Source organism: Oribacterium sp. KHPX15 (genome assembly GCF_900107835.1).
In the GTDB taxonomy this organism is placed as follows: domain Bacteria; phylum Bacillota; class Clostridia; order Lachnospirales; family Lachnospiraceae; genus Oribacterium.
In genome coordinates, this window is sequence record NZ_FNRG01000043.1 from 1 (window position 1) to 11,787 (window position 11,787).

Below are 11,787 nucleotides of genomic sequence, written 5' to 3' on the forward strand. Positions count from 1 at the left end.
AGGTGTAAATGGTATTATAAAACCATCATTTTTCGGCAGTGAAAAACCAGCAGTTTGAGAATGGAATTCCGGTAATCATATGAATTTCTCCTATGCATGTCTATAATTGCATGCTAGGAGGTGAAGAAAGGATGATTGATTGGATGAAATATGCCGAGATTCAAACACTCAAACGCAAAGGCTTCAGGAAATCAAAGGTTGCCAGGAAACTGAAGCTCAACAGAGAGACAGTCTCAAAGTATTGGGATATGTCCCCCGATGGATATGAAGAGACAAAGAAAAAACACAGGGTTAGAAAGCCGGACGTATACAAAGAACTTATTGTTGAATGGCTGACGGAGTTTCCGGATATGACGGCTGCCCAAATTTATGACTGGTGCAAGGAACGAAGTCCCTTAGAAACACTGGACTTTCAGAAACGTTCATTTCAGAACTACGTGAAAAGCATCCGGGAAGAATACGACATAAAGAAACCGGAAACTGAAAGACAATATGAAGCAGTTGATGAGCGAGATCCAGGCGCTCAAGGACAAGTGGATATGGGTGAGATATATGTGCCCACGAAATCCGGCAGACAGAAGAAGGTTTACTGCTTTGCCATGGTACTTGCACATTCCCGCTACAAATTTGTTATGTGGCAGGAAAGACCGTTTACCACAACAACTTTCATAATGGCTCACATCAAGGCTTTTGATTATTTTGGAGGCCGTCCGCATCAGATCGTATATGATCAGGATAAGGTGTTGGCTGTAAGTGAAAACCATGGCGATATCATATATACCGCCGGGTTCCAAAGTTATCTTCAGGAAGTAGGATTTGATATATTTCTATGTCATGGTGCTGATCCTGAATCCAAAGGTCCGGTAGAAAACGTGGTCAAATTCGCCAAGTACAACTTTGCGGATCACCGTATGTTCACAGATATAGAGAGCTTTAATGAGGCATGTTTAGCATGGCTCAGACGCACCGCTAATCATGACGTACATGGCACAACACACAAAAGACCGGATGAAGTATTCGCCCTCGAAAAGGAATACTTGGTTCCGGTCTCTGAGTATAGCTTTGCTATCGCTAATGAAAACAGTATAGACTATGCCGTCCGTAAAGACAATCTTGTTCTTTATAAAAGCAACAGGTATCGTGTTCCGGTGGGGACATACCACAAGGGTGTGCGCGTCTATATGAAAATCAACGAAGAAACCGACGAAGTATCAATAACTGATTCCATAACTGGTGAGATATATGCAACACACCCGCTTTGTCACGAAAAAGGAAAACTGATAGGTCACTCAGAACGTTCAGAAAGAGACAAGACAAAGTCCGTTGAAGAACAGGAGAAGTTGCTTAGGGAACTCTTTAATAACGATGAGCTGGTCGGACCTTTTCTTGAACATATACATCAAGAAAAACCTCGCTATTACAGGGATCAGCTTGGTGTCATAAAAAAGCTTTTTGAGGAATGGAACCGTGATGACATCTTAAAGGGCGTTGAATACTGCAGTGAGAAGGAATTGTATTCTGCAGGAGATCTGAAATCGAGCATCATATATCTTACACAGGCAACTATTGAAGAAAAGAACATCAAAAAACGTGACAGTACTTCTCTTCCTGAAAAATATCGTGTAGACAAACCGGATATCCGGTCTTTGAGTGCATACGAGAATGCGATGAATGAAAGGAGTGCTGTCAATGGATAAGTTAACAGAACTAAAAGAGCAAGCGATTTCGCTGTCGCTATACAATACAAAAGACAGCATAGAAACCCTGATACATAAGGCAGAACAGGAGGAACAAACTTATACTGATTTCATTGCAAACATTTTTACCGGAGAATTGAAATACCGCCATGACAAGGCTCAGGCGCGACGTGTAAAAGATGCCGGATTCCCATATCCAAAGTACCTGAAGGATTTCGATTTGAATTTCTGCAGGGCTATTTCCAAGAAACAGTTCAAGCAACTGTCAGAACTTACATGGATAGATGGATTATACAATCTGATCCTTTCCGGACCGCCAGGAGTGGGCAAGACACATCTGGCTATAGGGCTGGGATACCATGCCTGTGAAGAGGGCTATAAGGTAAGCTATTCAACAATGCAGTCCCTGGTTCAATGTCTTAGAACAGAGGAGATAGACCGCCGCAGTCGTGCCAAAATGAACCGTATACGGAAGTCTAATCTTCTAATCATTGATGAAGTAGGTTATCTGCCGATCAACCCTACCGAAGGTAATCTGTTCTTTCAATTGATATCTGAGCTTCAGGAACAGACAGCTATAGTAATCACCACTAATAAAGGGTTTGAGGAATGGGCCGAGTTTTTAAATGATCCCGCACTTGCTACTGCAATACTGGACAGACTTTCGTACCGCTGCGATAGGATTAAGATATCCGGAAAGAGTTATAGATTGGAAAACCGCAAATCATTCTTAAATGATGGAAAGGATACTAGTGATGAAACAGTATGAAATGATAAAAAAGGAAGATCTGGACAAGATCAGTAAAGAGGAGCTCCTCGATAAATACAATGACGTAGTTGAAAGCACGTGGCTTTATCTTGAAAAGATCCATGAACTCACAAAAGAAAACGAAGATCTTATGAATGATTATGATAAAGTCTCGGAACAACTCTATAGCTACGAGTAACACGGATTGATTTCCTAATAGGTGGGATGATACCAGCCATCCCACCTTTGCAGCCCTGTCATCAGATGAAAAAGCTGATTTTGGGATGGTTCCCACAAAAACTGCTGGTTTTTCACTGCCGAAAACTGCTGGAAATTAAATGCCGAAAATTGCTGGTTTTTACTTGCCGTTTACAAAAGGAAGCAAAAAGCAATGAAAAGATTTTTAACAATCATTTTATCAGCAATTATAGCGTTATCAGTCTGTGCTTGCGGCGGCGGAGCTTCAACCGCAGAGACCACAGCGGAAGAAACTACTTTAGCCGTGAAAGAGACAACAGCAACAGAGACAGAGTCCTCTAAATTATCAAAAGAGGATTTATTAAACGAGGCAGTCATACTTAAAGATGATATTGCAAAAAAAATGTTTGAAAACCCTGCATTTTCAACCACCGTCGTCGGAAATACATATACGTTTTCAGGAAAAGTGTATTCTATAGGTTTAAATTATGCTGATTTGGAAATATATGCCGATAATAATGGCCAACTTCATGGCTATGGATTTGAAGGCTTGGCATTTCGGGTATATTTACCAACAGAAGAACTCATCAATCTTGAAGTATCAAAAATGTATCGTTTTGTCGGAAAAATCTCATCGGTTGAAGAGACCGAAGGCGTAAAGGATTCATATGGAAGTGGAATGTCGCTAAAGGGAAGCTTGGTTGAAATGCAAGAAGCATATCTGATTACAGATTAGAGCCTTTCGAACAGCATTAATTCCGAAGAAAGGAACAAAAAGTAATGAAAAAATTATTTACAATCTTTATATCAGCAGTCATCGCACTTTCTATCTGTGCTTGCGGAGGCGGCGCCAAGCCCACAGAGACTACTGTAGAAGTGTCAACGACAATGGAAGAAACTACTACAGAAGAAGAGACAAATGAAGAAATCATTCCACCTAAAAAAGTTGGAGATACAGCTGAAACGGAATTCTATCGTTTCACATTAAAGGATGCAAAATTATCAGATAATATTTTGGTATGCTATGGTGATAATGCAAAAAAATCAACTTTTGTAAATGCCGAAGAGTTTTTTACCGCAACAGATGAGGCATTTGTAGACGAAGAGGGATACGTTATAGAAGGAATCCATGGATTCAATCAAAACAAAGAATCGGATAATACTTTTTTATACTATGCCTTTGATTTTGAATATATCGGAAAAGAACAGAGAACGTCTGTAAAATATGATTTTGCTCCACGTGTTGTCTATAATTCTGAATATACGTTCGATTCTGATTATTTTTCAATGTATCGAACAAGAAATAATTCCAAAGTTTCTACTTGGGCTAATTTTGATTCTGACTCTGAAGCAACCGCTACGGTTAAAGCATTAGGTCTTGAAATTGGATATTTCAATGGATCAATTAAACCTTTATCTGATGATATTTATGAAGTAAGAGGTGTGATTCAAATCCCTAAAAAAATAAAAGAAGATTCAAACAGGGAACTCATTTTGTATTTATGCGGCGTCCCATATGAAATACATTAGACAACGCAAGCTTATTTAAGGGAGCAAAACCATGAAGAGAATTTTAACAATCATTTTATCAACAGTTATGGCGCTTTCTGTTAGTGCTTGCGGAGGCGGGGCTAAGCCCGCAGAGACTACAACGACAGTTGCAAATGCTACAACAGAAACAGAAACTACAGGGGAAACGACAGAAGCACCAGCAAAGATAGAACTGAACATTCCAATAGGCGAAGATATGACGATTGTCGAGGCAATGTATGATGATACAATGTATACAACTGGTGATGCAGCAGTGAAACTAAAGATCAGGAATAATACAGAGACAACACTTGAGGAAGTTGGCTTCCAATTCTATTCATATGATAAAAATGGGGATAGAGTAGGAAGTCAAGCTTTTAGAGTTTCTGATATGGAGGCAGGGCATTCGACTTGGACATCAAATTTTGGAACAGAGTTAAAACCAGAAGATCTCGGTTCTGTTAAAATTGAATATTACACTATTGATGAAGTGAAAGACGGAAAACATTATGTCGGGGAACGAGTTTATTTAGATCCGAAGCCAGAAGTACTGTTCGAAGAGATGAATAAAAAGGAATAAGCATATAAAGGACGGATGCAATGAAGAGATTAGCAGTAATTATTATATCAGCAGCTATGGCGCTGTCTGTTTGCGCTTGCGGTGGCGGAGCAAAACCCGCAGAGACAAAAGTTCAAGAAACCACAGCAAGCACAGTTGATACTACGGCACCTGTTGAGCCCAAAAAGGAAGGACATTGGAAGACTGAACTTTCCAGAGATGAATTTGGGGATATTACAGAAGAAAGTATTCCTGTTATAAGCGGCTACTTTGAAGGCGATTTCAGTAATTCGGCAACTGCATCATCAGAGTTAACAGTCAACGTTCTCACTGATGGGAATATTTTGGGATTTTATCTTTACGAATATGGGAAAACTAAGGCTTCTTTTTTAAGCTCTGAGGAAAAAGTTATAAAAATTAAAATCGCTGGCGATATTACAGAAGATAAACTGGAAGAAACTGGCGGCGGTGGGCTGGCATGCAATGGATTTATAGGAAACTTGATAACCAAATCGCTCGAGGCAGGCAATGATGTTCGATGCATTATTGAAGCTGGTTATTCTAAATATAATTTCACCATGGTTGGTGATAATTATGATGATGCAGTTTCAGAAAAAGAAGAAATCATTGACAAGTGGTTTTCTGAAGCAGTGTCTTTATTAGAGCAAGGAGAGTGTGAAAAAGCATTAAAGAAGTTTAATGTAGTTAAGGACTTTCGAAATGTTTCACAATATACCAAAAAAATAATGCTCTATCCTAAAAGAATAAAGTACGACGATGGCAGAGCTCGTTCGTATGAATATGATTCCGATTTTAATGTAATTTCTTGTACTATTTATCGAGATAATGGAACAAGTTTTACACATAAATATGAATATTCAGATGGACTATTAAAATCAATCACTGGTGATTTATGGGATGAGTTTAGTATTGTCTTCTCAGAAGATGGAACAAGTGCTGATGCTCACTGTTTAATGGGAGGGAAAAATCCTTTATCTTTAACGGGACATAAGGATTATGCATATGATGAGAATGGAATGATTAAGGAGATATCTTATGACAATGGGGAAATAATAGAATACACATATGATTATGATGACAATGGTTTTATAACAAAGGTAAGTGCCAAAGGTAAACGTCCCGAGGAATTTCATTATGATGAATATGGGTTATTAGTTTCAGGGAGAGAAGTTGTTGATGCAACCTTGGGTGATGGAAATTGGAAGGTAGTTGATGCTATATATCTCTATCCTGCATCCCAAAACTATAATAACTTTATTAGGGTGTTAACAGAAGATTATGTGGTGCCATTTAAAAAGCAAAATCCTGATTGAAACCATAATAAAAAGCAGGGGAAACCATAATCCCCTGCTTTTTATAATAACTGTGCGTGGTTTTGTATCGCCTGTTCTATCCGCTGTGGTTCGATACCGATGTACCGCTGTGTGATTGCGGAACTGCATATTGAAGTTGTAATATCCATGCACTCTATTCCACTCTTTTCTTAATTTTAAATAGTTAATTCTTCATGTCATTATCTCATTCAATCCTCTGTTAATTGTAGATTTAATGAGGTAATGTTTATATATTTCGATGAAATTGACGATATGAAGTATAAGTGTGGTACATTTTGTAATTATCAAGAGATAAGAAAGAGGTGTAATGTAATGATGAAGAGATACTTTAAAGCGCTCGTTGCATCAGCGTTAATAGTTTGCATGATGTCTATCACAGCATATTCCGCAGCATGGACTCAGACGGCAGATGGTAATTGGTATTTTATACGTGATGACGGAACATTTGCATTAAACAATTGGGAATTAATCGATGGAAAATATTATTATTTTGATGCACAAGGAAGAATGCTTGCTAACACCACTACTCCCGATGGTTATTATGTGGGAGCAGATGGTGCTTGGGTGCAGAACACCACTACAACATCTGATACAACAACAGCTACATCTACAATATCAACATCTGAGAATAAATCTAATATAAATACAAAATATAAAGAGTATGCAGGTCTTTTTGCAAGAAGTATAAAAGATAGCTATCCTTCCGCTGAATTCAGTGCGATTTATTGTCAACCATACACAAATGAAAAAGGCGAAAACTGCGTTGCGGTTGTAACCCAATATAGGATTCGTAGTGTTTTCTCCGACGAGTTCCTTTATAATATCAGCAATAATGAGCCCATATATAGCCCCAAGAGTTATTATTCTCTCAAACAAAAATCATCTATAGGAAAGGCACAATTAGCTTGGATGAAGTGTGAACTTGATTATACTAAAGCTAGTCAAAAAGCGTGGGAAGCTATCACTGAATATCTGAACAGTGGTAATAATATTGGAACTGGAGAAATATATACGGATGCAGATTTTGTTTGGTAAAAATAATATAAATAAGAGTATAAATACCTATCAAAGTGATATTGTTTTCATTTTAAATGATTATTTCTAAATGGGTAGATTTGTGAAAATTACAATATGATTTCAAAAACAATTGATTTTAAGGCAGAGGAACGAAAACCTCTGCCTTATTAGTCAGAAAGGATCAAAACAATGAAGAGATTTTTAACAGTCATTGTATCGGCAGTCATGGCACTTTCTGTTTGTGCTTGCGGCGGAAGTACAAATACCTCAGACAATACAAATGATGTGGCAAAGAAAGAATCAACCACAGATATAACGGATTTGCTCGGATTTTGGCACGATAGAGATGGTAGGCAGTATATTGTGATTGAAAATGATAAGGGAAGTTTATATCGATTGAATAAGAGTTTATCATCTACTACTATTCCGTCGATAGACGGTAATACGATATCAATACAATATGTAGGTAAATATGAAATTGATAATTCTGATGAGAAAAAGTTAACCTGTATCGAATCAGACTATGTTCCTAAAGGAACGGTCTTTGTCTTCGAAAAGGAGAGCATAGTTCCAATTGAAGATATAATATCAAATAAGTGGATAGATACTGAAAGCGGAGATTTACTTTCGTTTAAGGACGGAAAAGCAACAGTCGAACGTAAAACCGGTGCATCTATTACAAATGCTGGACAAAATGAAATAGTTGGTGACATTTTATATTTGCGAGATTTTGATTGTTATTTAGTCAGTAAAGACGGAGATAATATTGTGTTATCTGGAGACAAAGGAAGCAAATTCATGTCTGAATCAGCAGCAGATGATGCACTTAAGAAGTATTCTGTTGGAGAGAAGGCTTCCTGCGATACTTTTGAAGTTACTTTGAAAGATTATGAATTCACAGAGCGACTGGGTTCAAGTAACACTACTAAACTTTTCGAAAGAGATGTGGTCTGGGATGCGCCAGATGACAAAGACATGGTTTATATTCTATTCCATTTTGATTATACAAATCTTTCAAAAGAAACAATCAACATGTATTGGGATTCCAATGTTACGATTGATTATAATAATGGATATTTATACAAGACTGCTGATGCAACAGGTGCTTATATTTTTGAAGATGATATAAATGGCGTATATTCTAAATATCGAATAGTTGGGCTTGGCGGAATAAATTATAAAATGGATTTGTCCCCTCTTCAATCCGGTAAGTATTTTTCAGCAATTCCAGTACCAAAAAGGGTTTCCGAAGATGAATCCGCAGACCTAAGAATAATCTTTGAACAAAACGGAAACGAAATAGTTTACAAGATACGATAAACAAGGCTCTTGATTACGGCAATAATTACACGGTAGAGGAATGCAAAAATCCTCTGCCGTGTCTTTACAAGGAGAAAAATCTATGAATAGATTATTTTTAATCATTTTATCAGTAGTTATGATGATTTCAATTAGCTCTTGCGGCGGAGGGAAAAAAGCCGTAGATGTTATAACAACATCAGAAGCTAATCCCACGGAAAAAGAGAATACTATTTTCGAATCGTCAAGAGATACAGATAAAACAAATAATGCTGAGAGTATTAATGAAAAAACGCATGAAGATGCGCCGGAGATAGAAAACTATTATACTATCAAACGCGATATTAATGGAGCAGTTTATAATAATCTTTATGGACTACAAAGTTCAAAGTTTAAAGATTTCACACTGGATGACAGAGGAAATCTCGCATCAAGGAAACATGATAAATGGAATTACCTATACTCATTTGAATACGATAATAATAACAAACTAGTTCGATCTATAGTGGATCATTTATCGTATGGAATAGAAGATACTACATACAAATATAATGAAAATGGTTTGCTGGTAGAAGCGCTTTGTACAAAGACCTCAAAGGATGGAAAAGATGTAATAACATACGGCTCAGAATATACATATGACGATAACAATATGCTAGTTTCCAGTATAGAGACAAACCAGTATAAAACCAGGTTTGAACATACATATACGTACGATGATAATGGCAGAATCATAAGAGTTGATTGGCTAACAATTTCGGCTGATGGTGACAAAAATTCCTATTACAAGGATTATGTTTATGAGGATGACAATCTACTCTTTTTAAGCGGTGACGAACAGGGTGTAGAAAACATTCATCATCGTAAATTCAATTTTGATTTCTGGGGAAATCTATTGGACTGGAGTTCGATAGATGATGGCAAGCCCGATAAGCATTCATTTATAGAATATGATAAAATTGGCGAGGTGTCCTTAACTGCTGGAACTGACCCAGAATTGATTCCTGCAGACCAGTGGAAACTATTCGATGAAGAATTAATTCCTATGCCTGACACATGTATCAATAGTATTGTAAAGCAAGATGATTATAATTACCTGCTTCCATATTCTAATGGTAAGTTCCTCTTTATTTTTGATGAACCTAGATATTATCCTGAAGTAGTAGACTTATCAATGGCACAGAATGCTGTTGAAAATTATAAAGCAATACTTGAACAATTATACGGATATGACCTGACAGATAATGGAGACAATATTGTCATAAAAAAAGATGAAGAAATCATCGCAAAACTTTTGATTTGTCAAAGCTCAAAGAATGGAGTAACCTTAAAAGTTGCTTTTGATGAAGAAGATTTTTATGTAAATCCAAATAGCCAAGATAGCAATTATCTATGGCAAACAACTCCACATATTGTGGATGACAAAGTGCTGGAAGGAACTTGGGAATTATCTAATAGCCTATCATCTCTTGGCGAACGACTTGTATTTAATTCTGGCATTGTTGAATACTCCAACTACACACAAAACAAGACTGCTATTGATAGTACTGTGATTGGATATTATGATATTGACAATAATAAAGTTAAACTTAATCTAAATAACCATGAGACAGTATTGGATTACAAATTAGATAGTCAGGAACCAGTTCTTAGCATAGTTATAGATTCTGGTTCTGATACAGGACATGAAAGAGAATACAGGAAGGTTAGTGATGAATCTGATATTTCTGGTATAGATTATTCGGACAGCAGCAATAAGGAATCCGAGCCTTCAGCTGTAACAGCTGTAAGCAGCTCGTCTGGTCAACAAAATGCACTTCGAAAAGCACAAGAATATCTTGAAAATATAGCGTTCTCGGCAAAAGGCTTAAAGGAACAGCTTGAATACGAAGGGTTCAATTCATCGGATGCACAGTATGCAGTTGATAATTGTGGTGCTGATTGGCGATACCAAGCAAAACAGAAGGCCTTGGAATATTTGAAACTTATGGGATTTTCTCGCGATGGTCTTATTGAGCAACTCGAATATGATGGGTTTACAAAAGAAGAAGCTGAATATGGCGTAAATCAGGCATATTGAGCTCAAGTGCATACTTAAAAGCCATACGGGGGGATAAAACCCTTGTATGGCTTTTTTGAAGTCTAAACTTATTCAATTGATAGATGCCGATTCATAAATTGTTATTAACTCGCTTTTAGTTATCTTTAATAACAGGGGAAGTATCCTCTGACGTTGCTGCAGGTGTTTTAGGAACAACTGTCTCTGTAACAGGCGCTTTATTATCCTCCATTTGTGTTACAAAGAAACATATCAGTGCAATTCCAAAAACGAGAAGGAACGCAAACAGTCCATCACGAACAATATATGCCAAATCCTGAATATTGTTTGCTGCCTGTGCAGAAGCATTTTGAATACCCGTGTAAGCATCTCCACCATACGTCACATACTGCTCATGTGATCCAACGTCCATTCCCTTTATAACAAAAGCGTAACTAACTGAGATAATACCACTGATAATACCACCAATATTTCCAATCTTCTTCAAAGAAGTTGTAGAATTAACTTGATTAACTGGAGATGGTGATTTCCCTTCCGTAATATCTTTATTAGGAACTGGGCAACCACAATTCGGACATACGGATGCACCTTCTTCTATTTCTGAACCACATTTTGGACAAGATATCATTCCCATTTAATTTTCCTCCTATGATAACTTTATGTTTTTTGGAATTACCAGCTTATCGTGTTTTATCACAATAGTAATATATATATAGGCGATATATCGTCAATGTTAATGTAATATATAATCATTACATCATGAAATCAGTAATCTACTGAGGATTTAACTAAGTGATGAAATTAACAGTATCTACCATATAGGCATGTTTATGGAAGGAAAGTCAAAATGCTTGTGGGTTTAATCAAAGTAGATTCAGATTGTTCTGCAAAACTTCAACACCTGTCTTTGATACCGCAAGATAATAGAGCTGAGTAACGTGAATGTTTCCATGCCCCATCTGATTGCAGAGAAGATGTGTAGGCGTGTTCATTTCTGCCATCAAAGTTCCATAAGTATGGCGAAGATAATGATACTTAAAGTTTATATTCAGCTTGCTCTTTATCTCTCTTGTCGGATACTTCATAGAATTCACAGTCTGAATCGTTCCATCAGGAAGACAATTTACAAGTTCTGTGCAGGATATCAAGGAACCGTCCAAATCTTCTATGAATCTCTGCTTCTGCTGTCTGACCGCCGCATAGGTTACAGAATCTTTCATTGCTTGCTTTTTCTTGGCTTTCAGATGTTCAATAAGCTTATCGCAGAGATAGATTGTCCTATGGGCGTTTCGAGTCTTCGGAGGAACTAGCTTTATTAAACTGTC

12 protein-coding genes are annotated in these 11,787 nt (G+C 37.2%); 10 read left to right on the plus strand and 2 right to left on the minus strand.

From position 1 onward, the window contains the following. The first annotated feature begins 131 nt into the window (after positions 1-131). From istA to BLV86_RS15890, 10 genes are all read left to right on the plus strand, one after another. The gene (gene istA, locus BLV86_RS15845; protein WP_175456444.1) at positions 132-1,697 is read left to right on the plus strand and encodes an IS21 family transposase; all 1,566 of its coding nucleotides are present in this window, start codon (positions 132-134) and stop codon (positions 1,695-1,697) included. Next, positions 1,690-2,466 carry an IS21-like element helper ATPase IstB gene (gene istB / locus BLV86_RS15850; RefSeq protein ID WP_090815449.1) on the plus strand — a complete coding sequence of 259 codons (777 nt, stop codon included), beginning with the start codon at positions 1,690-1,692 and terminating at the stop codon, positions 2,464-2,466. Before istA ends, istB begins: the two co-directional genes overlap by 8 nt. Then, positions 2,453-2,644, plus strand: coding sequence for a hypothetical protein (locus BLV86_RS15855; RefSeq protein ID WP_090815448.1), 192 nt, complete (start codon positions 2,453-2,455; stop codon positions 2,642-2,644). The genes istB and BLV86_RS15855 overlap by 14 nt, the downstream gene beginning before the upstream one ends. A 192-nt stretch (positions 2,645-2,836) precedes the next feature. Further along, on the plus strand, positions 2,837-3,379 hold the full coding sequence (locus BLV86_RS15860) for a hypothetical protein (protein WP_090819465.1): 543 nt from the start codon (positions 2,837-2,839) through the stop codon (positions 3,377-3,379). A 44-nt stretch (positions 3,380-3,423) separates the two neighbouring features. Continuing rightward, positions 3,424-4,173: a hypothetical protein gene (locus BLV86_RS15865; RefSeq protein WP_090819467.1), complete on the plus strand. Its 750-nt coding sequence runs from the start codon at positions 3,424-3,426 to the stop codon at positions 4,171-4,173. Positions 4,174-4,204: 31 nt separating this feature from the next. Then, positions 4,205-4,753 carry an FxLYD domain-containing protein gene (locus BLV86_RS15870; RefSeq protein WP_090819469.1) on the plus strand — a complete coding sequence of 183 codons (549 nt, stop codon included), beginning with the start codon at positions 4,205-4,207 and terminating at the stop codon, positions 4,751-4,753. A gap of 20 nt (positions 4,754-4,773) precedes the next feature. Beyond that, positions 4,774-6,066 (plus strand): hypothetical protein, encoded by a 1,293-nt coding sequence (locus BLV86_RS15875; RefSeq protein WP_090819472.1) that lies wholly within the window; start codon positions 4,774-4,776, stop codon positions 6,064-6,066. A 333-nt stretch (positions 6,067-6,399) separates the two neighbouring features. Next, entirely contained in the window at positions 6,400-7,122 is a 723-nt protein-coding gene (locus tag BLV86_RS18390; protein ID WP_242873344.1) for a hypothetical protein, read from the plus strand. Positions 7,123-7,293: 171 nt separating this feature from the next. Beyond that, complete coding sequence (locus BLV86_RS15885) at positions 7,294-8,424, plus strand: hypothetical protein (protein WP_090819475.1); 1,131 nt, start codon at positions 7,294-7,296, stop codon at positions 8,422-8,424. An 82-nt stretch (positions 8,425-8,506) separates the two neighbouring features. Continuing rightward, positions 8,507-10,483, plus strand: coding sequence for an Ltp family lipoprotein (locus BLV86_RS15890; protein WP_175456590.1), 1,977 nt, complete (start codon positions 8,507-8,509; stop codon positions 10,481-10,483). A gap of 115 nt (positions 10,484-10,598) precedes the next feature. Here BLV86_RS15890 and BLV86_RS15895 read toward each other — a convergent pair whose 3' ends face one another. After that, positions 10,599-11,096: a zinc-ribbon domain-containing protein gene (locus BLV86_RS15895; protein ID WP_090819482.1), complete on the minus strand. Its 498-nt coding sequence runs from the start codon at positions 11,094-11,096 to the stop codon at positions 10,599-10,601. 229 nt (positions 11,097-11,325) lie between these two features. Continuing rightward, positions 11,326-11,787: tyrosine-type recombinase/integrase (locus BLV86_RS15900; RefSeq protein ID WP_207647483.1), on the minus strand; the 462-nt coding region annotated here is incomplete at its 5' end.

Excerpts from the sequence above, each read along its gene's own strand:
- BLV86_RS18390 (WP_242873344.1), top strand. The coding sequence starts at position 6,400 with ATGATGAAGAGATACTTTAAAGCGCTCGTTGCATCAGCGTTAATAGTT.
- BLV86_RS15865 (WP_090819467.1), top strand. The coding sequence starts at position 3,424 with ATGAAAAAATTATTTACAATCTTTATATCAGCAGTCATCGCACTTTCT.
- istB (WP_090815449.1), top strand. The coding sequence starts at position 1,690 with ATGGATAAGTTAACAGAACTAAAAGAGCAAGCGATTTCGCTGTCGCTA.
- BLV86_RS15875 (WP_090819472.1), top strand. The coding sequence starts at position 4,774 with ATGAAGAGATTAGCAGTAATTATTATATCAGCAGCTATGGCGCTGTCT.
- BLV86_RS15870 (WP_090819469.1), top strand. The coding sequence starts at position 4,205 with ATGAAGAGAATTTTAACAATCATTTTATCAACAGTTATGGCGCTTTCT.
- BLV86_RS15855 (WP_090815448.1), top strand. The coding sequence starts at position 2,453 with ATGAAACAGTATGAAATGATAAAAAAGGAAGATCTGGACAAGATCAGT.
- BLV86_RS15860 (WP_090819465.1), top strand. The coding sequence starts at position 2,837 with ATGAAAAGATTTTTAACAATCATTTTATCAGCAATTATAGCGTTATCA.
- BLV86_RS15890 (WP_175456590.1), top strand. The coding sequence starts at position 8,507 with ATGAATAGATTATTTTTAATCATTTTATCAGTAGTTATGATGATTTCA.
- istA (WP_175456444.1), top strand. The coding sequence starts at position 132 with ATGATTGATTGGATGAAATATGCCGAGATTCAAACACTCAAACGCAAA.
- BLV86_RS15885 (WP_090819475.1), top strand. The coding sequence starts at position 7,294 with ATGAAGAGATTTTTAACAGTCATTGTATCGGCAGTCATGGCACTTTCT.
- BLV86_RS15895 (WP_090819482.1), bottom strand. The coding sequence starts at position 11,096 with ATGGGAATGATATCTTGTCCAAAATGTGGTTCAGAAATAGAAGAAGGT.